The organism is Pedococcus sp. 2YAF34 (assembly GCF_052114585.1).
In the GTDB taxonomy this organism is placed as follows: Bacteria; Actinomycetota; Actinomycetes; order Actinomycetales; family Dermatophilaceae; genus Pedococcus.
This window is the reverse complement of the sequence record NZ_JBFRFA010000023.1, coordinates 1-21664: the sequence shown is the minus strand read 5'-3', so window position 1 is coordinate 21664 and position 21664 is coordinate 1. Positions and strand designations below refer to the sequence as shown.

Below are 21664 nucleotides of genomic sequence, written 5' to 3'. Positions count from 1 at the left end.
CCAGCGGCTCCCCCACGCACACGCTCATCTCGATGGAGCACGAGTGGGTGGCCAGCAACTACGGCCCGCTGCCGGTGGTCATCGCGCACGGCGAGGGCGCGTGGGTCACCGACGTGGAGGGGCGTCGCTACCTCGATGCCCTCGCCGGCTACTCGGCCCTGAACTTCGGCCACCGGCACCCGGCGCTCGTCGCCGCCGCGAGGGCCCAGCTCGAGCGCCTCACCCTGACCAGCCGGGCGTTCCACAGCGACCGGCTCGGAGTGTTCTGCCGCGACCTCGCCACACTCGCGGGCAAGGACCTCGTCCTGCCCATGAACACCGGGGCCGAGGCCGTCGAGACGGCGATCAAGGCTGCTCGGCGGTGGGGCTACGAGGTCAAGGGCGTCCCGGACGGCCGGGCGCGGATCATCGTCATGCGTGGCAACTTCCACGGCCGCACGACCACGATCGTCGGCTTCTCCGACGACCCCCTGGCCCGGGAGCACTACGGTCCCTACACCCCGGGCTTCGACCTGGTGCCGTTCGGCGACATCGCGGCGCTCGAGGCGGCGGTGACCGACGAGACCGTGGCAGTGCTGCTGGAGCCGATCCAGGGCGAGGCCGGCGTCATCATCCCGCCGAACGGCTGGCTGCGTGACGTGCGCGAGCTGACGCGGCGCCGCAACGTGCTCATGGTCGCCGACGAGATCCAGTCGGGGCTCGGCCGCGCAGGAGCCACCTTCGCCTGCGACCTCGAGGGTGTCGTCCCGGACGTCTACGTGCTGGGCAAGGCCCTCGGCGGCGGGATCCTCCCCGTGTCGGCCGTCGTCGCCGACCGCGACGTGCTCGGCGTGTTCACCCCGGGCAGCCACGGGTCCACGTTCGGCGGCAACCCCCTGGCCGCGGCCGTCGGCCAGGCCGTGGTGGGTCTCCTCGCCACCGGCGAGTACCAGGAGCGGGCGCGCACGCTCGGCGTGGCGCTGCACGCCGGTCTGGAGGCGCTGCTCGGCCATGGTGTGGCCGCGGTCCGGTGCCGCGGGCTGTGGGCCGGCGTCGACATCGACCCACGGATGATGAGTGGGCGCGAGGCGTCCTACCGGCTCCTCGAGCAGGGCGTCCTGGTCAAGGACACCCACGGCTCCACGATCCGCCTGGCGCCGCCGCTCGTGGTCGGCGAGGCCGAGGTGGACATCGTCCTCGAGGCGCTGTCGACCGTCCTGCGGCACTGATGCTCCCGATCCATTGACGGCTCGGTCGACCCTGACGAGACTGGATGGTCGGAGGAATGGGGTGCGCCATGGCGTGGAATCTGACCGGTAGCTACGTCGAGACCTGTTCGTGCGAGCTGATGTGCCCGTGCAACCTCTCCTTCGACCACGGCGCCACCTACGACTTCTGCCGGGTCACACTGGTGTTCAACCTCCGCGAGGGGCAGGTCGAGGGGACGGACGTCTCGGGTCGCAGGGTCGCGCTGATCGCCGACACCCCGAAGGTGATGACCGAGGGCAACTGGCGCTTGGGCGTCTACATCGATGACGGGGCCAGCGACGAGCAGTTCGACAAGCTGGTCGGCGTGTTCGGCGGGTCTCTCGGCGGTCCGATGGGGGCACTCGCGCCGCTCGTGGGCGAGGTGGTGGGCGTGGAGCGCGCCGCCATCGAGGTGACCGACGACGGGCTGCTCCACCGCGTGCGGGTCGGGGACACCATCGACTTCGAGATCGAGGACATCGTCCCGTTCGGCGTGGAGACCGGGGTCCCGGTCCGGTTCCAGGGCATGTTCCACCCCGTCGCGCCGGACCTGACCATGGCCGAGGCCAGGCACACGCGCATCAACGCGTTCGGCATCTCCTACGAGGGCAGGACCGGCCTGTCGACCTCGTCGTTCACCTGGGCCGCCTGACGCTGATGCGTGCGGTGGCTGCCCCGGAGGGCGGCAGGTCGGCCCTCACCCCCGTCTACGCCGCCGTCCGCGTGCGGCTGGGGCTCGTGGCGGCGCTGTTCCTGGTCGCGGCCCTCGGCTGGGTCTGGAGCGTCCACGCCATGCAGGGCATGGACGCCGGTCCCTGGTCCGGCCTGGGCAGCCTCGGCTGGTTCCTCGGCACCTGGGTCGTGATGATGGCCGCGATGATGCTGCCCTCGGTGGCCCCCACCATCGCGCTGTACGCGCGGCTGACCAAGACGGCGTCGCCGGTCTCGCCGTGGCTCTTCGCCGGGGGCTACCTGCTGGCATGGGCGGCCGCCGGGCTGCTGGCCTACGGCATCGGGGCCATGGCCCGCCTCGTCCTGGGCGACGCCCTGAGCTGGGACCGGGCCGGGCGCACGATCGCCGGCGTGACGCTCGCTGCCGCAGCCGTCTACGAGCTCACACCGCTCAAGGACGTGTGCCTGGGCCACTGCCGCACTCCGCTCGGCGCCCTCCTGGGGTCGTGGCGGGACGGGTCGTTGGGCGCGGTTCGCATGGGTGTGCGCAACGGCGCCTGGTGCGTCGGCTGCTGCTGGGCGTTGATGGCGTCGCTGTTCGCCCTCGGGGTGATGAGCGTGACGTGGATGGCGCTCGTGGCGGGGCTGGTCGCCGTCGAGAAGCTGTTGCCCTGGCGTGCTGTGGTGACCTGGGCGACCGCCGGTCTGCTCCTGTTGATCGGTCTCCTCCTGCTGTTGGCACCCGAGGCGCTGCCCGGCCTGACGACACCGTCGGGCATGACGATGTGAGCGCCTCCCGCCGAGCCTGGCGCTCATGCCGGTCGTGAGCGCCATACGCACACAGGGGGCTGCCCGCCCCGGTCGAGCCGGGACGGGCAGCGTGGTGAGCGAAGCAGCTTCGGGTCCTATGGCATGTGGACCGTCAGGTTGCCGTGCGTCACGGTGTACTGGTTCGTCGGCGTGAAGCCGTGCAGGACCATCGAGTCAGCCGTCGTGAGCGACGACGCGACCGAGAATCCGACCTGGTCGGGGCCGCCGAGGACGTCGACGACCTTCCAGACCACGACGGTGCCCTTGAGCGAGCCGGACGGGATCACGTAGTCGAACCAGGCCACATGTGGTGTGACCCTGACACGGTGAACCGAGGCCCGGTAGGCGACAGCGGCACTGAGGTTCCGGTACGACACGTAACCGTGGTCAGCGGTCCATGCGTAGTCGGAGACCTGGAAGGTCATCTGCTGGCTGGCACCGGCAGGACCGAACCACACGCCACCAGTGGCGTGGCCGAGCAGCAGGTAGAGCTGCACGACGGTGATGTCCCCCGCGGTGAGGCGGTAGGCGTACGTGGGCGTGAAGCCCGCGTTCACCATGGCGGCGGCGGCGGTGGCCGACGTCGCGACCGAGAAGCCTGCGGAGTCAGGAGCGCCGTTCGCGACCTTCCACGCCAGGGGCAGCCCACTCAGCCCGGGGAACCCGGCTGGGATGGTGTAGGCGAACCGTGCCTGGGCGTACGAGACCCGAACGACAGGGGTCGCAGCCTCATAGAGGAGCGAGCTGTCGAGGTTCGCGTAGAAGGCGACCCCGGTGTCCATCGTCGGGCCGTAGTCCAACACCGCGAACGCCAGGTGCTGGCGGGGGCTGGTGCCGAAGGCGCCGTTGCCGAAGGCATAGCCCCGCAGCCCGGTGCTGCCGGTGCTCCTGGTGTCCAGCCCACCGTTGCTCACGGTGTAGCTGTTGGACGGCGTGAAGCCACTGGCCACCATGGTCAGGGCCTGGCTCGGGGTGGCAGCGACCGAGAAGGCCGCGGTGTCAGGCGAGCTGTCCTTGACCTGCCAGACGATGATCAGGCCGGCGACCGAGGCGGGCGCCGTGGACGGGATCGTGTAGGCGAAGCGGGCTCCGGTGTTGGTGGCCCGGACGGCCATCACGCTGGCGTCATAGGCGACTGCAGCGGAAGCGTTGGCATACGAGACCGTGCCCCGGTCTCCGCTGCTCCTGTCGATCATCGAGAAGGTCAGGTGCTGAGCCGACCCGCCGGTGCCGAGAACGGCGTCACCTACGGCGTATCCGATCGTCGGCCCCGCGATCGGGCTCGGGTCAGCCATCGCCACGACGGGTGCCATGGATAGGCCACTCAGTCCGAGCAGGAAGGCCGACAGCAATGTCAGGACCTTGCGCATGGGAGTGTTCCTTCCACGGGGATGAGGGATCCCCCCTGCCGAGGCCACCGTGTCCCCGCCACAACTGGCCGAGTGCCCACCCCGGTGTCTCCGGGGCTCGTTCATTCCCCGACACCTTCACCGTATGTCGCGGCCTGCGACATCGTCACAGCCGAAGGTCCCGACTCGGGTCTCGCACCGACGGCTGCCAGCCGAGCTCGCCACGCGCGCAACGGGTCGCGGGCGAACCGGGCCAGCCCGATCTCGGGGCTGATCCGCGCGGTGAAGCCGAGCTCGGCACTGGCGCGCGCCGGCGAGGCGACGACGTGCCGGACGTCGCCGAGCCGGTAGTCGCCGGAGACGACCGGCAGCGGGGAGCCGGGTGCAGCGGCCGTGACCATGCGTGCCACGTCGAGGATGGTCACTGGTTGCCCGGAGCACACGTTGTAGGCCGTGTGGCTCCCCCGGTCACGGCCCAGCACGGCCTCGACCGCGGCAACGTTGGCCCGGGCCACGTCCTCGACGTGGACGAAGTCGCGCATCTGCAGACCGTCCTCGAAGACGAGCGGGGCGCGACCTGCCTCCATGGCCGAACGGAAGATGGCCGCGACCCCCGAGTACGGGGTGTCCCTGGGCATGCCGGGCCCGTACACGTTGTGGTAGCGCAGGGAGATCGCCGAGGCGCCGGCCTGCCTTGCCCAGGCTGCGGCATAGTGCTCCTGCGCGACCTTGCTCGAGGCGTAGCTGCTGCGCGGGTCGAGCACGGCGTCCTCGGTCACCGCCTCCCATCCCAGAAGGCGCCCGCACAAGGGACAGCCGTTGTCGAACAGGCCGGCGTCGAGGTGCTCCACGCGTCTTGGGGCCGGTGACTGGTCGCCGTGTGCCGGACAGCGGTAACGCCCCTCGCCGTACACCACCATCGACGACGCCTGCACGAACCGGGACACGCCCGACTCGGACATGGCCGCCAACAGCGCGGCGGTGCCGAGGTCGTTGTGCGCGGCGTACAGCGGCAGGTCGCATACCGTCACCCCTGCACCGACCATGGCGGCAAGGTGACACACCACGTCGACACCGCTCAGAAGGCCCGACCAGTCGCGAGCCTGACGCACGTCGAGGACGTGGACGCCTTCAGGCTCGGTCACGGGACGGGCATGGGCCTGTGGAACCAGTGCGTCCACAGGTACTACCTCGTGACCGACTCCACGCAGGGCCGTAGCCGTGGCCGTGCCGATGAACCCGGCAGCGCCGGTCAACAGCACCTTCATCGTGGATGGGGTCACCACGGCGTCACCAGGAGCGACTGGACCAGCAGCCCCAGGCCGACCTGTCCGACCAGGGCCGACCGACGCCAACGGGCGGGTAGCGTCACCGTGCTGAGCAGCAGCCACGGCACGAACGGGAGCCAGATCCGTTCCACCTCGGCCTTGCTCATCAACGACAGGTCCGCGAGCACCACCGCGACGACGGCGCCGGCGACCAGCGTCATGAGCGGATCTCGCTGCGGGTGACGAAAGGCGTCCAGGAGACGGTGGCCGGAGAGGGCGAGGGCCCCGAACAGTACCGGTCCCGCGCACACCGCCAGCAGGGCCACGTCGGCCCAGAGCCAGTATGCGGCCGGTCGCGCCGTGGCCAGACCGTCCCAGTACCGTTGGTGCAGAACGGGGTACGCATCCCAGTACGCGAACCCAGCCAGGGCGAAACCACCCATCACGGAGGCCACCCCCACCGCCACCACCCCGAGCAGGCGAGCCACCTCGCGCGTCCAGCCTCGCGCGCCGGCCAGGACGGCGAGGACCACCACGGCCATGAGGGGAAGGCCGTACGACAGCATGGCGCACGCGCCGAGCCCGACGCCCGCAGCGCCGGCCCAGGCCTTCGCGACGGGCCGACGGCGGGCAGCACCGGCCATCGCCGCCAGGGCGACGGTCCACGCGGCTGCCGCGGCAAACACCGCGTCGGCCGAGACCGCCTGCCACACCGCGAACGGACCCATCACCAGGAACGGCAGCACTGGGCGGAGACGAGCCTGCTCACCGAGGCCCCGACAGGTCACGGCTACCGCGACCGGCACGGTCGCCGCGACCGCGACAACGACGAGGCCGGCCGCCGGCCCTGAGCCCATGCCGATCCGAGACAGCGCCACGAAGAACAGCAACGCGCCCGGCGGGTGGCCGGCCACGTGCACCGGCCAGCTGTCGCTCGCGGTCAACGGGATCCGGCTGACGAAGGAGCGCAGCAGGTCACCGACGTCATCGACCGCGCGCGCCGATGAGAGGTACTCGCTGGGACGGTCGAGCACCGCGCCGATGCCGTCGACTCCGTCGACGAGGGCCAGCGACACCATCCAGGCCGCAGATGACGCCCACGCCACGACCATGAGTCGGCTCCAGCTCAGCCGCAGCACCCACCCCCAGGGCCTGGCAGTGGCGGACCACCACACCAGCACCAGCACCGGCACTGAACCCAGCCCGACGCGTGGGCCCCACGTCGCCAGCATCGGGGCGGCCAGACCGGCGTGCACGTCGACCCCGGGCAGCCTCGCCACCACGACGGCCACCGCGAACAGCGCGGTCGCGACGCCGGCTCCAGCGGCCAGGACGGCGCCGGCGCGCCCGTCCGCAGGGGCGTCAGGAGCTGGTCCGGAAGGCGGGCGGGTCGCAGTGGTGGCACTGGGTCCGGAGAGCCGTGAGGAGGTCACGTCCCGACACTCGCAGACCCCTTGCCTCGGCGAGGAGTCCACAGACGACTGGTCAGACTCTCGTAATCTTTGGCACCGCAACAGCATCGGTCGCGCGCCTAGCGTCGTGGCATGAGCCTGGACTGCGAACTCATCCTCCCGTGCCGCAACGAGGCGCTCGCACTGCCCGCCCTGCTCGCCGCAGTCCCGTCAGGCATGAAGGTGCTCGTTGTCGACAACGGCTCCACGGATGGAACTGCCGAGGTCGCCCGCGGTCTGGGCGCGCGAGTCGTCGTCGAACACCAACCCGGGTACGGCGCGGCGGTCCAGGCCGGGATCAGGGCCGCCGCGGCGCGGTACGTCGCGGTGATGGACGGTGACGGGTCACTGGACCCCGCCGAGCTGGCGCCACTGCTCGACGACGTCGCGCAAGGACGGGCGACGATGGCGGTCGGGCGACGTCGACCCGTCGCCCGCGGCGTCATCGGCGTGCATGCCCGGCTGTTCAACGCGGCCGCAGCCTGGTGGATCGGCCGACGCACGGGCCTGCGACTGCACGACATCCCCTCGGTCCGGGTGACCCGTCGCACAGACCTGATGGCGCTAGGGGTCCAGGACCTGCGCTTCGGGTACCCGGTGGAGGTTCTCGTCCGGGCGCACCGTGCTGGCTGGTCCGTGGTCGAGCACGACATGACGTACCGGGCCCGGGCCGCTGGCACCACGTCCAAGGTGTCCGGGTCCCTGCGCGGTTCGGCCAAGGCAGCCCATGACCTCGTCAAGTCGCTGCCGTGACCACGGCGACGGTTCTCGTCATGGCCAAGGCGCCCGTACCGGGGGCCGTCAAGACAAGGCTCGGCGCCACGATCGGCCCCGAGGCAGCTGCACGTCTGGCGCATGCGGCCCTGCTGGACACGCTCGCCGTCTGCGAGTCCGTGTTCCCACCAGGGCGACGTGTCATCGCGCTGGCCGGGGCGCCTGCGAGATCGGTCGAGCCTGCCCAGCTGGACCGTGCGCTGTCCGGCTGGGACGTGGTCGCCCAAGAAGGGGCAACGTTCGCGGAGAGGCTCGAGACCGCGCACCGAGACGCTCATGTCACCCACGGTGGTCCGGTGGTGCAGATCGGGATGGACACCCCACACCTCACTGCACGCCACCTGGAGCAGGTCGTCGCAGCCACCAGGAGCGGACGACCGGTGCTGGGCAGGGCACAGGACGGCGGATGGTGGGTGCTGGCGACCACTGCCCCCGGCGACGTCACCCAGCTGCGGCGCGTGCCGATGTCGCGCCACGACACCTGGGCCCGTACCCGGGACTGCGTCGAGAGGACAGCAGGGACCGTGCTGCCCACCGAGGAGCTCAACGACGTCGACACCGCGGCCGACGCCGAGGTCGCTGCGGCGGCAGCGCCGGACACCAGGTTCGCCCGCGGCTGGCGCGAGCTCCTCGCCTCCGGGATGGGAGGGACGTCGTGAGCACCCTGGCCAGCACGAGCCTGGACGATGCAGACGCCGACACCACGGCGACAAGCGCCCACGGACGCGTGTCCCCAGCGAAGGTCTTCGCCGTCGCGCTGACCCTCGGGACCCTCACGGCGGTGATAGACGGTCGCGGCACCCACCACCAGCTCCCAGTCCGGAGCTGGACCGGTCGCGCCTCGCGCAGTGACCGGTTCCTGCTCGACCACTGCCACGGATCCACGATCGACCTGGGCTGCGGCCCCGGTCGCCTCGCGGCGGAGCTCCGAGACCGCGGCCACGACGTGCTGGGCGTCGACGCCTCGCGGTCAGCCATCGCCGGGGCCAGGCGTCGCGACATCCCCGTCGTCTGCGGAAGCCTGTTCGACCCCGTACCGAGCGAGGGCAGCTGGGGCACCGCGCTCCTCGCCGACGGGAACATCGGCATCGGCGGCGACCCCGCCGGACTGCTCGTCCGTGCCGGCCGGATCATCCGCCCCGACGGACGAATCGTGGTCGACCTCGCTCCTGCAGGCACCGGTCTTCGCGTCCACCAGCTCCACCTGCGGGCAGGTGGGCTGGCTTCCACCTCGTTCCCCTGGGCGGAGCTGGGCCCTGACGCGTTGCCGGAGACCGCTGCCGCCGCCCAGCTCACCATCGCCCAGGTCACTCGTCGGCGTGGACGCACCGTCGCCGTCCTCACCCACGCACGGGAGCAGGGCCGTTGAGCAGCACCCGGTTCACCGATGCCCTGACCAGGCTCGTCGACGCACTGCCGGAACCCGATGACTTCCCGAGCACCGCGCGTAACCGCGAGCTCACCGCCCGCGTCGGCACGTGGCTCGGCGCCTGCTTCCTGCTCGCCTTCCTCACCGGCGTCTGGAGCCACCTGGCGCAGCTGCCGGACCCGGTCCTGCCATTGCCCACCCGACCCGTCTGGCTGTACCGGGTGACGCAGGGCGTGCACGTCGCCGCCGGCACCGCCGCCGTCCCCCTGCTGCTCGTCAAGCTGTGGTCGGTCTTCCCCCAGCTGTTCCGCCGCCCGCCCGCCGTGAGGCGCGCGCAGTTGCTCGACGCCGCCGAACGCCTGTCGATCCTCGTCCTCGTGTCCAGTACTTCGTTCCAGCTCGTCAGCGGCCTGGCGAACTCCGCCCAGTGGTACCCGTGGTCCTTCTCGTTCCGCGCCACACACTTCGCCATCGGCTGGGTGGCCATGGGTGCGCTCCTCGTGCACGTCGCCGTGAAGCTGCCCGTCATCCGCACGGCGTGGCTCGAGCCTCAGGGGCAGCCGGCGCAAGGCACCGTCTCGCGACGTACCGTCCTAGGTGTCACGTGGGCGGCAGCAGCGGTCGCCGTCGTGACCACCGCAGCCTCCAGTGTGCCCGGAGTCCGCCGGTTGTCGGTCCTCGCGACGCGCACCGGAACCGGACCCGGCGGCATACCCGTCAACAAGACCGCGGCTGCGGCCGGCGTCGCGAAGGCTGCAGCCGACCCCGCCTTCGCCCTCGTGGTCGCCTGGGGCGACACGGAGCGACGCTTTTCCCGAGCGGACCTCGAGGCGATGCCCCAGACCACAGCCACCCTGCCTATCGCGTGCGTCGAGGGATGGAGCGCCTCGGGAGTGTGGGGTGGGGTCCGCGTGGCCGACCTGGTGGACCTAGTCGGCGCCCCCACCGGGTCGGCAGTGCTCGTCGAGTCGCTCCAACGGGTCGGAGCGTCCAGCCGGAGCCGACTTCCGGGCAACGTAGCTGCTGACCGTGAGGCGATCCTCGCCCTGACCCTGGCCGGCGAACCCCTCTCGCTCGACCACGGCTACCCGTGCCGGGTCATCGCCCCCAACCGTCCCGGCGCCTTGCAGACGAAGTGGGTCAGCCGGTTGGAGGTGCGGCCGTGAGCACGGAGCTTCGACTGGTCCGCACCATCATGGCCGCCCTCGGGGCCTTGGTCGGCCTGTACGGCGTCGTCCGGTTCCTCGGCCTCGGGTGGACCAACCTGCTGGCCACCCTCCCGTGGCTGGCTGGTGTCGTGGTCGTCCACGACGGCGTGCTGGCCCCGTTGGTCGTGGTGGCCGGGGTCGCCGCCGCTCGGACGTTGCCGGCCTGGTCCCGTCCGGCCGCCGTGTTCGCGGTGGTGGTCCTGGGCGCGGTCACCCTCGTGGCTGTGCCGGTGCTCGGCCGGTTCGGCGCCAAGGCCGACAACCCCACCCTGTTGGACCGCCCGTACGCAGCAGGCTGGGTCGGCGTCGCCGTCCTAGTCTTGGTCGCAGCGGTCGCGATCGCCGTCCGCGGTCGACGCAAGGGAGCAGCGCGTGGCTGAGGTACTCGTCGTCGACGACGACCTCACCGTCCGGGAGGTCGTCGTGTCCTACCTGCGCGCCGCCGGCCACCACGTACAGGAAGCCGGCAACGGCGAGGACGCGCTCAGGTCGATGCGGGGCAGGGGTGCGGACCTCGTGGTCCTCGACCTGATGCTGCCCGGCGTCAATGGGCTCGAGGTCTGCCGCCGGCTTCGCGAGACCACCGACGTCCCTGTCATCATGCTCACCGCTCTCGGGGCAGAGACCGACCGCCTGGTCGGTCTGCGGTTGGGCGCCGACGACTACGTCACCAAGCCGTTCAGCCCGCGCGAGCTGGCCCTTCGCGTCGACTCGGTCCTGCGCCGCGTCGGGCAGAGGCACCCCAAGGGCGCCACGGTCACGGATGGCGACCTCGTGGTCGAACCCGCCGAGCACTCGGCCGTCCTGGCCGGGACCGCCCTCCCGCTGACCGTCCGTGAGTTCGACCTGCTCCACTTCCTCGTCGCGAACCCACGCCGGGTGTGGTCACGCGACGCGCTGCTGCGCGAGGTCTGGGGCTGGTCCTTCGGCGACCAGTCGACCGTGACCGTCCACGTCCGTCGCCTGCGGGAGAAGGTCGAGACCGACCCACGGAGGCCGACGCGCCTGCTCACCGTGTGGGGGGTCGGCTACCGGTGGGAACCTCGATGACCCATGACCAGGTCAGCGTGGTGCTCATCGCCGCAGGGTGGTCACTGGGGGTGGGTGTCATCGGCGCCCTCGTCGGCTGGCGCCTGCGACGAGCCCCCATCCGCTGGTCCGTGGGCCTCATCGCCGTCGTCGCGGTCGGCGGTGTGGTGGCCGGCGTGGTGGGCACGGCGCGTGCCATGTTCCTGTCCACGCACGACCTCGGCGTGGTGGTCCTCGTGTGTGGCGTCTCGGGCCTCGTGTCTGCGGCGTTCGCGCTCTTCCTGGCTCGCACCCTGGCCCTCTCCGCGAGACGGCTGCGGGGCATGGCCTCCGCTGTCGGCGCCGGCAAGGACGTCCACCCGCCCGGTGCCGACTCGGCCGAGCTGCGCGCCGTCGCCGAAGAACTCGCGCGGAGCAGTGAACGCCTGCGCACCTCGCAGGCCCGCGAACGACGGCTCGAGCAGTCCCGGCGCGAGCTCGTCGCCTGGGTCTCGCACGACCTGAGGACCCCGTTGGCCGGGCTGCGCGCCATGGCCGAGGCCCTCGACGACGGCATCGCCACCGACCCGCAGCGCTACCACCGGCAGATGCTGAAGGAGACCAACCGGATGGCGACCATGGTCGACGACCTCTTCGAGCTCTCCCGCATCCACGCGGGATCGCTCAACCTCACCCTGCAACCCATGGTGCTGCGCGACGTGGTCAGCGAGACGATCGCCGGAGCCGCCCCGGTGGCCAGGACCCACGGCGTGCAGCTCGGCGGACACGTGCACCCCGACGTCGAGCTCCGCGCCGACGCCACAGCCCTGTCGCGCGTGGTTGCCAACCTCGTCATGAACGCCATCCGCCACACCCCCGCTGACGGGGTCGTCCTCGTCGAGGGCCGCACCGCCGGCGGCCTGGTGGAGCTCACCGTCACCGACGGCTGCGGCGGGATCCACCCCGACGACCTCGACTCCGTCTTCGAGGTGGGCTGGCGCGGCACCCGGGCCCGCACACCGGGCCCCGACAGCGGCGCCGGGCTCGGCCTGGCCATCGTGCGCGGACTCGTCGAGGCGCACCACGGCACCGTCACCGTCGGCAACCACGGCAGCGGGTGCCGTTTCGTCGTCCGCCTGCCCGCCTGACGCACCACATCCCCGGCCGGGATCGCTTGGGTCCCAGACCACGTGAGCGGCTCGGAGCCCGTTTCCGGAGTGGTGCCGGGACGTAGCCGGGACCATCGACCCTTCCTTGGCCACAGGAGCGTCATAGCGTGGGAATCCGCGGGGCGCGGTGTTGTCGGCATTCGCCGCGGTTGGCCGCCAGGCAGGCGCTGGCCGCGATGAGGCACGCAAACCGGTTGATGGCTCACGACGCCGCGCCTGAGCCGGTCTGCGGGCACCACGGACTGCACACACCACCGTCTGCGTGCACCACCTCAGGAGAAGGGCAGAAGATCATGAACCGATACCGTGGCAACGCCATCGCGGTGGGACTCCTGCTCATCGCCTGCACCGCCACCAGCATCCTCAGCGCCGTGCCCCTGGGCGCGACCCTCGATGGTTCCGACTACCTGGACCGGCTGGCAGTCAGCGACAGCCGTGTCATCTGGACGGCTCTCCTGGAGTTCGCGTGGGCTGCCACCGGCGCGGGCATCGCCATCGCGTTGTACCCCGTCATCCGACGCCACAACCGTGCGCTGGCTCTCGGATCCGTGGCCGGAAGGGTGGTGGAGGGCGTGATGGTCCTCATCGGGACGCTCGGCCTGCTGGTGCTCCTGACGGTCAGCCAGGACTCGCTCGCGACGGGAGCCGACGCAGCGGCCTTCCGTGCAACCGGAGACGCCTTGCTCGCGGTGCGCGACTGGACAACCGGGTTCGTCGGGATGCTGCCCTTCCTCACCGCAGCCCTGATGTACTACTTCGTGCTCTACCGTGCACGGCTCGTGCCCCGGTGGCTCTCGGGCTGGGGACTGGCCGGTGCCGCGCTGGGCCTGGTCGCCACCGTCTACTCCGGGTACACCCAGGACTTCGGCTTCTCCACCGTCAACACGGTGCTCAACATCCCGATCGCCCTGCAGGAGATGGTCCTGGCCGTCTGGTTGCTGGCCAAGGGATTCAACCCCTCGGACGTCGACGCGGACGGCATCCGTGTGGGCGACGCTGGTCGACCCACGAGGCAAGTCGTCCCGGCATCCCGCCGAGACAAGGGCGCCCAGCTGACCGGGTGAGCTCCACCGTCGGACCAGCCGGCCGCCTCCAGCCCTCATCTCAGACATCGAAACAGCCCCTGACCCTGGGTCTTCGCTGGTCAGGGGCTGTTTCGTGCTGGTGGGCGATACTGGGTTTGAACCAGTGACCTCTTCCGTGTCAAGGAAGCGCGCTACCACTGCGCCAATCGCCCGAGGTTGGTGCTTCGGGTTCGTACGTGTCGAGGTGGAGACGGGATTTGAACCCGTGTACGCGGCTTTGCAGGCCGCTGCCTCGCCTCTCGGCCACTCCACCGTGAAGGCGGTCAAACCCTCCGAGCGGATGACCGGGCTCGAACCGGCGACCTCAACCTTGGCAAGGTTGCGCTCTACCAACTGAGCTACATCCGCATTACACGCGCGTTGGTGTCGAACGGGCTGGTGTTGCTACCCGCTGCGCGTGCGAAGGAAACTTATCCGATCACCCGCGTCCTCTCCAAATTGGGCGTCTTCCGAGCCCTCCGGGACCGGCGTCAGCGGCTTGCGCGCCTCCTCCCGGAGCTCCTCGAGCGTGCCTGCGAGACCGTCCTGCCCCGGGCCGTCCCAGCCGTCCTCGGCAGGCAGCGGGGCCCGCACCGGGGCATCCACCGGGCGCGCCCGGTCGTCCCTGCGGTCGGCCAGCCGCGCCTTGACCCACTCGACCGCCCGGGCCCGCAGCGACAGCCGCTCCTCGACCGGCCAGAGGGTGCGGATCCCGGCGTTGAGCGCGGCACCGATGAGCACGGCGATGGCGAGGGCGTACAGGAAGATCAGCAGGACGATCGGGGCCGTGAGTGGCCCGTAGATCGACGTGCCGCCCTTCAGGGAGGCTGCGACGGTGCCACGCAGGACGTAGGACGACAGCGACCACAGCACCAGGGTCAGCACCGCTCCCGGCACGTCGCGCGCCCAGGGAGTGCGACGCGGGGTGGAGATGTGGAACAACGTGGCGATGCTCGCCACCGCCACGATGGTCACCACGGGCCAGTAGAGCCAGGCGAGGAGCTCGATCTCCTTGGGCAGCAGGTCCTTGAGCCACGTCGGTCCGATGACGACCAGCGGGATGACGACCACGCCGACCACGAGCGACAGGAAGTAGAGCGTGAGGGAGAGCGCCCGCGTGCGCACGATCCCGCGCACGCCGGACTGCCCGTACATGATCGAGATGGTGTCCACGAAGACGTTGAGGGCGCGCGACCCCGACCAGACCGACAGCAGGAAGCCCACGGAGATGAGGTCGAACCGCCCGTCCTTGAACACGTCCTGCACCGTGGGCAGCAGGGTGTTCTGGATGACTCCGGGCGTCAGGAAGCGCCCCGCCCAGGTCTGGATGCCCACGATGATCTCGTCGACGGTGCTCTGGCCGAGCCACTTGCCGAGGTAGCCGACGCCGCCGAACAGCCCCAGTACCAACGGCGGCAGCGACAGCAGCATGAAGAAGCCCGCCTCGGATGCCAGGCCGGTCACGCGGTAGCGCAGGCAGACCCGGATCGTCTCGACGGTCATCCGCGCGACGGGCATGGCGCCGGGGATGCGCACCAGCTCGCGACGGACCCGCGACTTGAGACTCACCAGCCCACGGTATCCCGCATACTCTGCCCCCGTGCCCACCCACGCCGTCACCAACCAGGCCCCGCCGCTCCCGGACTACAACGCGCTGACGAGCAATCCCGCGCTCGTCGAGGCGCTGCAGCGGTGGGGCGACGACGCCGCACACGCCGAGGTCGAGCACCTAGGTGCGCTCTCGGGTTCGGCGCAGGCGCGCAGCTGGGCCGAGCAGGCGAACACCCACGAGCCCGTCCTGCGCACCCACTCCCCTGCCGGTGAGCGCCTCGACGAGGTGGAGTTCCACCCCGCCTGGCACTCCCTCATGGAGGTGGCGGTGGCGGGTGGCCTGACCGCCGAGCCCTGGACACGGCCGAGGGGCACGGGCGCGCACGTACGCCGCGCTGCCGGCTTCACGACGTGGTCCGAGGTCGAGCAGGGCCACCTGTGCCCGGTGTCCATGACGTATGCCGCCGCGCCGGCGCTCGCGGCGAACCCCGAGCTCGCGTCCGCGTGGGTACCCCGGCTCGCCTCGCGGACCTACGACTTCGGGCTGCGCCCGGCCACGGCCAAGGCGGGCGCTATCGCGGGGATGGGCATGACCGAGAAGCAGGGCGGCTCCGACGTCCGCGCGAACACGACGCGCGCCGTCGCCGCGGCCGACGGCCCGCTGGAGGGTGGCGACACCTACCGGCTCACCGGCCACAAGTGGTTCTGCTCGGCGCCCATGAGCGACGCGTTCCTCGTCCTCGCCCAGACCGATGCAGGAGTCGGCTGCTTCCTCGTGCCGCGGGTCCTCGACGACGGGACGCGCAACTCCTTTGCCCTGCAACGCCTCAAGGACAAGCTCGGCAACCGGTCAAACGCCTCGTCGGAGGTCGAGCTCGACGGCACCTGGGGCGTCCGCGTCGGTGACGAGGGCCGCGGCATCCGCACCATCCTCGACATGGTCGCGGCCACCCGGCTCGACTGCGTCCTGGGCTCGACGTCGACGATGCGCGCCGCGCTGCTCCGTGCCATCCACCACGCGCGGCACCGCACCGCCTTCGGCGCGCTGCTGGTCGACCAGCCGCTCATGCAGAACGTCCTCGCCGACCTGGCGCTCGAGACGGAGGCGGCCACCACGCTCGCGCTGCGACTCGCCCACGCCGTCGACGAGGGCGACACCGCGTTCTCGCGCCTGGGCGTGGCCCTCGGCAAGTACTGGGTCTGCAAGCGGACACCGGTGATGGTGGCCGAGGCGCTGGAGTGCCTGGGGGGCAACGGCTACGTCGAGGAGAACGGCCTGGCCCGGCTCTATCGCGAGGCGCCCCTCAACTCGATCTGGGAGGGCTCCGGCAACGTCAACGCCCTCGACGTGCTGCGCGCGGTCGGGCGCGAGCCGGCCTCTGTGGAGGCCTACCTCGCGGAGGTGGCGCTCGGCCGCGGGCACGGCGCCACCCTCGACGCCGCGATCGACCGGCTCCCTGACGCCCTTGCACGAGCGGCGGACCCCCGGGCGCAGGCCGGCGCCCGGGGCCTGGTGGAGCAGCTCGCGGTGACGCTGCAGGCTTCGCTCCTCGCGCGGCACGCCCCAGGGGTGGTGTCCGACGCCTTCGTGGCGAGCCGGCTCGGAGGCGACCACGGGTCGACGTTCGGGACGCTCGACGCCGGCCTCAGCGCGCACAGCGCGGCGACCCTCGTGGAGCGGGCGTTCTCCGCCTGAACCGACGTCGCCCGCTCGACGCAACCGACGAACGGACGATCGACAGCCCGCTGGGCGCGACCCGATACTCGCCGCATGAGAGGTCAACCCGGACGGGGAGCCACGATCGGTCTCTTCATGGGCGCGGTGCTCGCGGCCCTGCTCATCCTGCTGCCGGCCGCCATGAAGGGGCTCAGCTACCAGGACGTCACCGACCCGCTCCTGTACATGGGGCTGCCCATCGTCGTCCTCGGCATGTGCGTCGGCGCGATCTTCGGAGCACCGACGCCGCGGCCACAGACCGAGGTGTGGCACGCGCCGGTCCAGCGGCCCTCGGGCGCCGCGATGGCCGCGGGCGGGATCGTGCTCGTCGTCGTCTGCGCGCTGGCCACGTGGGTGCTCCTGTGGGGTCTCGGGTACCTCGCCGAGCCACCTCCGGGGCTCAAGCGCTGACCGCCGCACACTCGGCGGGTGGCGGTCAGTCCTGGATGACGGACAGGACGTTGCCGGCCGGGTCGGTGAACCAGGCGATCAGCGGGCCACCGCCGCGGAAGATGCCCTTGGCGTCGGTCTCCATCGGCGTCCCCGGGTAGGTCTCGAACCGCACCCCGGCAGCACTGAGCTCGTCGACGGCCTTCTCGATGTCGGCGACGGGGAAGTTGAGCACGGTGAAACCGGCAGGCCGGTGGTCCGGCTTGGGGTACATGATGGCGCGGTGGTCCCCGCCCAGGTGCAGGGTCAGGATCCCCATCTGCTCGGTCACCTCGAGCCCCAGCACGCCGGCGTAGAACGCCCGTGCTGCCTCGATGTCGTCGGTCGAGAACCCGCTGAAGGCATTGGAGTCGCGGAGCATGTCCCGGTCCTTTCGTCCGTGGGCAGCAGCAGGCGCTGCTGCCTCACTCCTACCGACCGCCCACCAGGTCGGAACTCATCGGTCCGACGTCGCGCCGCCTCTCGCGCCCGTGGACGGGTCAGGTGGCGCGCAGGCGCTGCTGCTCCTCGGCGACGTCGTAGTCGACGGCCGGCCACTGCGGGTCCATCGCCTCGAGGTGCTCGAGGACCAGGCTCTGCACGGCCAGGCGGGCGTACCACTTGCGGTCGGCCGGGACGACGTACCAGGGCGCCGCGTCGGTGGACGTCCGGTCGAGCACCGCCTGGTAGGCCTCCTGGTACTGCGGCCAGAACATCCGCTCGTCGACGTCACCCGGGTTGTACTTCCACTGCTTGTCAGGGCGCTTGAGCCGCCGGGCGAGCCGCGCCTTCTGCTCGTCGGTGGAGATGTGCATCATCACCTTGACGACGGTGGTGCCGTCGGCGACGACCTTCTCCTCGAACGCGTTGATCTGCGCGTAGCGCCTCGACCACGTCGACCGGAGCACGAGGTCGTGCACCCGGACGACCAGGACGTCCTCGTACTGCGAGCGGTCGAAGACCCCGACCTGGCCGGGGTGAGGGAGGGCGTTCCGGATGCGCCACAGGAACGGGTGGCTGCGCTCCTCGGCCGAGGGTGCCTTGAACGAGGTGTAGCGCACGCCCTGCGGGTCCATCTCCCCGACGACGTGGCGCATGATGCCGCCCTTGCCCGAGGTATCCATGCCCTGCACGATCAGCAGCAGCGACCGCTGGCCGTCCATCTTCGACTCGGCGTAGAGCCGCTCCTGGAACTCGCCGATCTCGCCGGCCCGCGCTGCCAGCGCCTCCTGCCCAGCGGCCTTGTCCCCGTCGAAAGCCGGCGTCGACCCCGGGTCGCACTCCGCGAGGATGAACCCCTCGCGCACCCGCAGCGCGTCGCTGAAGGACACCGGCGCCAGGGCGGTCGCCTTGGCTGCCTTGCTGTCGGGGTGCTTGCTGGCCTTCTTCGCACGGCCGGCCTTCGTCGCGGCGGCCACAGCCGCACCCTTGCCGGAGCTGCCTGACTTACCGGACTTCTTGTCCTTCTTCGCCATTGGCGCATCCTGTCACCGGTCGTCACCGCGCGCGAGGGCTGTGAGGCGCGAGACCGCGCGATAGTACTTCTTGCGGTAGCCGCCGGCGAGCATCTCCGGCGAGAACACCTCGCCGAGGGGCAGCCCGCTGGCGAAGACGGGGATGTTCTCGTCGTACAGGCGGTCCGCGAGGACGACCAGCCGCAGGGCCACCGCCTGGTCCGTCACCGCCCGGACGTGCGTCCAGCCCATGGCCGTCACGCCGTCGAGCATCGCCCGGTAGCGGCTGGGGTGGACGGTGGACAGGTGGCGGGTGACGTCGACGAAGTGGTCACGGACCGCGCCGTCACGGTCGGTGGCCTCGTGGACCTCCGCCTCCTCGAGCGGAGCCGGGCTCTCGAGCAAGTCACGGTGCCGGTAGTCGGGACCGTTCACGGTGACGACGTCGAACCGTGACGCCAGCGCCTGGATCTCGCGCAGGAAGTCCTCCGCCGCGAACCTGCCCTCCCCCAGCGCGTCCGGCAGCGTGTTGCTCGTGGCCGCGAGGGACACGCCCGCCTCCGTGAGGCGCGCAAGCAGGGTGGCCATGAGGACCGTGTCGCCGGGGTCGTCCAGCTCGAACTCGTCGATGCACACCAGCTGGTGACCGCTCAACGCCTCGACGGTCTGGGCGAACCCCAGTGCGCCGACGAGGTTGGTGTACTCGACGAACGTCCCGAACGCCTTGGGCCCGGACGCCTCGTGCCAGAGGCTCGCGAGCAGGTGGGTCTTTCCGACGCCGAAGCCGCCGTCGAGGTAGATGCCGCGCCCCGCCTGCGGCCGCTTGCGACGCCGCCCGAACAGCCCCTTGCCGCCGGTCTCCCCCTGCAGCCCCGCTGCATACTCCTCGAGCCGCTCGACGGCCGCGGCCTGGCTGGGCTCGGCCGGGTCCGGCCGGTAGGTGGAGAAGCGCTCCCCGTCGAAGCGCGGCGGCGGCACGAGGTCGCGCACGAGGCGGTCGCGGTCGAGCTTCGGCGAGCGGTCGGTGAGGGAAGCCACGCACGCAGCGTAGGTGAGGCAGACTGCGCGCCATGCGCCTGCTGCTCAGCGAGACCGGCTCCCCCGCTCCCGGCTCCGTGCTCGACGAGGCAGCCCTGCGCGAGGCGTATGCCGTGCCGGGTGACCGCGCGTGGCTGCGCGTCAACTTCGTGTCGTCACTGGACGGCTCCGTCACCGGCGCCGACGGGCGTTCGGGCAGCATCAACACGCCTGCCGACTTCACCGTCTTCTCCCTGCTGCGCCGGCTGGCCGACGTCGTGGTCGTGGGTGCCGGGACGGTGCGCGACGAGGGGTATCCCGCGTTGCGCGACGAGGACCCCGACGCCCCGGTCCTCGCCGTGGTGAGCAACCGCGGCCACCTCCCGCCGAAGGTCGCCGCCACGACCTCGCCCCGGGGCAGCGCCCTGCTCGTGACCTGCGAGGCGGCCGACGACGCGGGAGTCGAGCGCGCGCGGGCCGTGCTCGGTGCGGACAACGTCATCGTGACCGGCGTCGAACAGGTCGACCTCGTGGGAGCACGAGCGGCGTTGGAGGACAGAGGATTTCGCGCCATGTTGTCCGAGGGCGGCCCTTCGCTCTTCGGAGCGATGCTCGCGGCAGGCGTGGTGGACGAGGTCGACCTGACCTGGGCGCCCACCATGGTCGGAGGCGGGCCCGGCCGGATCACTGCCGGACCCGGCGTCGACGTGGCGCTGACGCCCATGCTGCTGCTCGAGGAGGACGGCACCGTCCTCGGCCGTTGGCGCGTCGATCACTGATCGCTGATCGCTGGTCAGTGAGGCTCGTTGGCTTGCACGCTGTCCAACGGGCAGGATGGATCCCGTTACGCTGCAAGCGTATTCGCTTCACCAGCCCTTCCCTCGCGTTCGAACACCTGTACGATTGGGTCATGTCCACCGCCCCTCTCGCGCAGACCCGGCACCGCCGGCAGCAGGAGCTGTGGGACCGCACCGCCGCCATCGCGGGACGGTTGAACCGGGCGCAGGCCGAGCTGGTCGACATCGCAGCGGAGCTCATCTCTGATCGGCACTGGGGTGACGGTGGGTTCAGGACCCCGGAGCACTACCTGGTCGTGCGGGCCGGGTTGTCACCGGCGCACGCCAAGGATGTGGTCGCGGTCGCGCGGCGCCGGGCCGAGCTCGTCGACGCGTCTTCGGCGCTGGATGCGGGTGAGCTGTCGTTGGACCAGGTCGCGGTCATCGCCCACGGCGTCCCGACCGGCTACCAGGCCTCGGTCACTGCCCTCGCCCGGGAGGCGACGGTGCCGCAGCTGCGCCGGGCCGTGTCCCGGCACGCGTTCCCCGCCCCGACGGTGGCGGATGAAGGTGGTGAGGACGGCTCCGGTAGCGCGACGGATGCGCGGGCCGAGGTCGAGCGGGCGGAAGAGGCTGCGCGGCGGTCGATGGCCGAGCAGCGGGCGTGCGCCAAGCCGGAGCTGTCGATGAGCTACGACGCGGACGGCCGGTTCCAGCTGCGCTACTCCGCCCCGGCCACCATCGGCGCCCTGGTCAAGCAGGCGGTCAAGGAAGCCAAAGACGCGCTGTTCACCCGTCGCCGCGATGATGCCGCAGTCACGCGTGTGGAAGAGCGGCACGCCGGCCTGCCGACGTACGCCGATGCGTTGGAGGAGATGGCCACCCGCTCCCTGGCCTCGGTGACCTCGACCAGCCGGGCAGCGCACTACCGGGTGTACCTGCACCTGGACACGGGCGGTGCCTGGGTGAGCGGTGGGCACGCGATCCCGCTGCGGCTGCTCGGCCGGTTCATCTCCGACGGTGTGGTCCAGCCCGTTTGGGAGACCGACGGCACCCCCGTGTCCGTGGGTCGGGCGATGCGGATCCTGCCCGAACGCACCCGACGCCTCATCATCGACCGCGACCGTGGGTGCCGGTTCCCCGGCTGCACCACCACCGCCTTCACCGAGGTCCACCACCTCCACGCGTGGGCCGACGGCGGCACCACCGACCTGCACAACCAGATCTCCCTGTGCACCGCCCACCACGACGGCATCGACCGCGGCGACCACACCATCACCGGCAACCCCAACACCCCCGACGGACTCGTCGTCACCAACCGGCACGGCCTGACCATCCGACCACCCCGACC

Annotated in this window: 22 protein-coding genes and 3 tRNA genes; 15 read left to right on the top strand and 10 right to left on the bottom strand. The window is 71.2% G+C overall.

What is annotated here, in order from left to right; translation table 11 throughout:
• Positions 1–32: 32 nt before the first annotated feature.
• From rocD to AB4Z02_RS12850, 3 genes are all read left to right on the top strand, one after another.
• Positions 33–1208 (top strand): ornithine--oxo-acid transaminase, encoded by a 1176-nt coding sequence (gene rocD, locus AB4Z02_RS12860; RefSeq protein ID WP_441971412.1) that lies wholly within the window; start codon positions 33–35, stop codon positions 1206–1208.
• Positions 1209–1276: 68 nt separating this feature from the next.
• Positions 1277–1879, top strand: coding sequence for a DUF1326 domain-containing protein (locus tag AB4Z02_RS12855; protein ID WP_056885310.1), 603 nt, complete (start codon positions 1277–1279; stop codon positions 1877–1879).
• Between the two features lie 5 nt (positions 1880–1884).
• Positions 1885–2688 (top strand): DUF2182 domain-containing protein, encoded by an 804-nt coding sequence (locus AB4Z02_RS12850; protein ID WP_441971359.1) that lies wholly within the window; start codon positions 1885–1887, stop codon positions 2686–2688.
• A gap of 116 nt (positions 2689–2804) precedes the next feature.
• Here the strand turns inward: AB4Z02_RS12850 and AB4Z02_RS12845 are convergent, their stop codons facing one another.
• The 3 genes from AB4Z02_RS12845 to AB4Z02_RS12835 all read right to left on the bottom strand — a co-directional run bounded on the left by AB4Z02_RS12845 (position 2805) and on the right by AB4Z02_RS12835 (position 6759).
• On the bottom strand, positions 2805–4079 hold the full coding sequence (locus AB4Z02_RS12845; RefSeq protein ID WP_441971358.1) for a hypothetical protein: 1275 nt from the start codon (positions 4077–4079) through the stop codon (positions 2805–2807).
• A gap of 101 nt (positions 4080–4180) precedes the next feature.
• Complete coding sequence (locus AB4Z02_RS12840) at positions 4181–5326, bottom strand: NAD-dependent epimerase/dehydratase family protein (RefSeq protein WP_441971410.1); 1146 nt, start codon at positions 5324–5326, stop codon at positions 4181–4183.
• 11 nt (positions 5327–5337) lie between these two features.
• Entirely contained in the window at positions 5338–6759 is a 1422-nt protein-coding gene (locus AB4Z02_RS12835) for a hypothetical protein (RefSeq protein WP_156400065.1), read from the bottom strand.
• 111 nt (positions 6760–6870) lie between these two features.
• On the opposite strand from AB4Z02_RS12835, the gene AB4Z02_RS12830 reads away from it, so the two are divergent.
• The 8 genes from AB4Z02_RS12830 (at position 6871) to AB4Z02_RS12795 (ending at position 13369) form a co-directional block, all read left to right on the top strand.
• Positions 6871–7530 carry a glycosyltransferase family 2 protein gene (locus AB4Z02_RS12830; RefSeq protein ID WP_441971355.1) on the top strand — a complete coding sequence of 220 codons (660 nt, stop codon included), beginning with the start codon at positions 6871–6873 and terminating at the stop codon, positions 7528–7530.
• Entirely contained in the window at positions 7527–8210 is a 684-nt protein-coding gene (locus tag AB4Z02_RS12825) for a TIGR04282 family arsenosugar biosynthesis glycosyltransferase (RefSeq protein ID WP_441971353.1), read from the top strand. Before AB4Z02_RS12830 ends, AB4Z02_RS12825 begins: the two co-directional genes overlap by 4 nt.
• Entirely contained in the window at positions 8207–8920 is a 714-nt protein-coding gene (locus tag AB4Z02_RS12820) for a class I SAM-dependent DNA methyltransferase (RefSeq protein ID WP_441971352.1), read from the top strand. The genes AB4Z02_RS12825 and AB4Z02_RS12820 overlap by 4 nt, the downstream gene beginning before the upstream one ends.
• Positions 8917–10086, top strand: a complete 1170-nt coding sequence (locus tag AB4Z02_RS12815; RefSeq protein WP_441971351.1) for a molybdopterin-dependent oxidoreductase — start codon at positions 8917–8919, stop codon at positions 10084–10086. Before AB4Z02_RS12820 ends, AB4Z02_RS12815 begins: the two co-directional genes overlap by 4 nt.
• Complete coding sequence (locus AB4Z02_RS12810; protein ID WP_441971349.1) at positions 10083–10508, top strand: hypothetical protein; 426 nt, start codon at positions 10083–10085, stop codon at positions 10506–10508. The genes AB4Z02_RS12815 and AB4Z02_RS12810 overlap by 4 nt, the downstream gene beginning before the upstream one ends.
• Positions 10501–11178, top strand: a complete 678-nt coding sequence (locus tag AB4Z02_RS12805; RefSeq protein WP_441971347.1) for a response regulator transcription factor — start codon at positions 10501–10503, stop codon at positions 11176–11178. The genes AB4Z02_RS12810 and AB4Z02_RS12805 overlap by 8 nt, the downstream gene beginning before the upstream one ends.
• Positions 11175–12284 (top strand): sensor histidine kinase, encoded by a 1110-nt coding sequence (locus tag AB4Z02_RS12800; protein WP_056884915.1) that lies wholly within the window; start codon positions 11175–11177, stop codon positions 12282–12284. Before AB4Z02_RS12805 ends, AB4Z02_RS12800 begins: the two co-directional genes overlap by 4 nt.
• Before the next feature lie 314 nt (positions 12285–12598).
• On the top strand, positions 12599–13369 hold the full coding sequence (locus AB4Z02_RS12795; protein WP_441971346.1) for a DUF4386 domain-containing protein: 771 nt from the start codon (positions 12599–12601) through the stop codon (positions 13367–13369).
• 98 nt (positions 13370–13467) lie between these two features.
• Here AB4Z02_RS12795 and AB4Z02_RS12790 read toward each other — a convergent pair.
• The 4 genes from AB4Z02_RS12790 to AB4Z02_RS12775 form a co-directional block, all read right to left on the bottom strand.
• A tRNA-Val gene (locus tag AB4Z02_RS12790) sits at positions 13468–13542 on the bottom strand.
• A gap of 30 nt (positions 13543–13572) precedes the next feature.
• Positions 13573–13643, bottom strand: a tRNA-Cys gene (locus tag AB4Z02_RS12785).
• A 22-nt stretch (positions 13644–13665) separates the two neighbouring features.
• A tRNA-Gly gene (locus AB4Z02_RS12780) sits at positions 13666–13738 on the bottom strand.
• A gap of 36 nt (positions 13739–13774) precedes the next feature.
• Positions 13775–14938: a YihY/virulence factor BrkB family protein gene (locus AB4Z02_RS12775; RefSeq protein ID WP_441971344.1), complete on the bottom strand. Its 1164-nt coding sequence runs from the start codon at positions 14936–14938 to the stop codon at positions 13775–13777.
• 31 nt (positions 14939–14969) lie between these two features.
• Between AB4Z02_RS12775 and AB4Z02_RS12770 the strand changes: the two genes are divergently transcribed.
• Together AB4Z02_RS12770 and AB4Z02_RS12765 are read left to right on the top strand one after the other, a co-directional pair.
• Positions 14970–16616: an acyl-CoA dehydrogenase family protein gene (locus tag AB4Z02_RS12770; protein ID WP_441971342.1), complete on the top strand. Its 1647-nt coding sequence runs from the start codon at positions 14970–14972 to the stop codon at positions 16614–16616.
• 75 nt (positions 16617–16691) lie between these two features.
• The gene (locus AB4Z02_RS12765) at positions 16692–17048 is read left to right on the top strand and encodes a hypothetical protein (protein ID WP_156399953.1); all 357 of its coding nucleotides are present in this window, start codon (positions 16692–16694) and stop codon (positions 17046–17048) included.
• Positions 17049–17073: 25 nt separating this feature from the next.
• Here the strand turns inward: AB4Z02_RS12765 and AB4Z02_RS12760 are convergent, their stop codons facing one another.
• The 3 genes from AB4Z02_RS12760 to zapE all read right to left on the bottom strand — a co-directional run bounded on the left by AB4Z02_RS12760 (position 17074) and on the right by zapE (position 19558).
• Positions 17074–17448: a VOC family protein gene (locus AB4Z02_RS12760; protein WP_441971340.1), complete on the bottom strand. Its 375-nt coding sequence runs from the start codon at positions 17446–17448 to the stop codon at positions 17074–17076.
• A 118-nt stretch (positions 17449–17566) separates the two neighbouring features.
• The gene (locus tag AB4Z02_RS12755; protein WP_441971339.1) at positions 17567–18541 is read right to left on the bottom strand and encodes a polyphosphate kinase 2 family protein; all 975 of its coding nucleotides are present in this window, start codon (positions 18539–18541) and stop codon (positions 17567–17569) included.
• 12 nt (positions 18542–18553) lie between these two features.
• On the bottom strand, positions 18554–19558 hold the full coding sequence (gene zapE / locus AB4Z02_RS12750; protein ID WP_441971338.1) for a cell division protein ZapE: 1005 nt from the start codon (positions 19556–19558) through the stop codon (positions 18554–18556).
• Positions 19559–19590: 32 nt separating this feature from the next.
• On the opposite strand from zapE, the gene AB4Z02_RS12745 reads away from it, so the two are divergent.
• Together AB4Z02_RS12745 and AB4Z02_RS12740 are read left to right on the top strand one after the other, a co-directional pair.
• Positions 19591–20316, top strand: a complete 726-nt coding sequence (locus AB4Z02_RS12745) for a dihydrofolate reductase family protein (RefSeq protein ID WP_441971336.1) — start codon at positions 19591–19593, stop codon at positions 20314–20316.
• A gap of 131 nt (positions 20317–20447) precedes the next feature.
• The coding region (locus tag AB4Z02_RS12740) for an HNH endonuclease signature motif containing protein (RefSeq protein WP_441971334.1) at positions 20448–21664 on the top strand (1217 nt) is incomplete at its 3' end.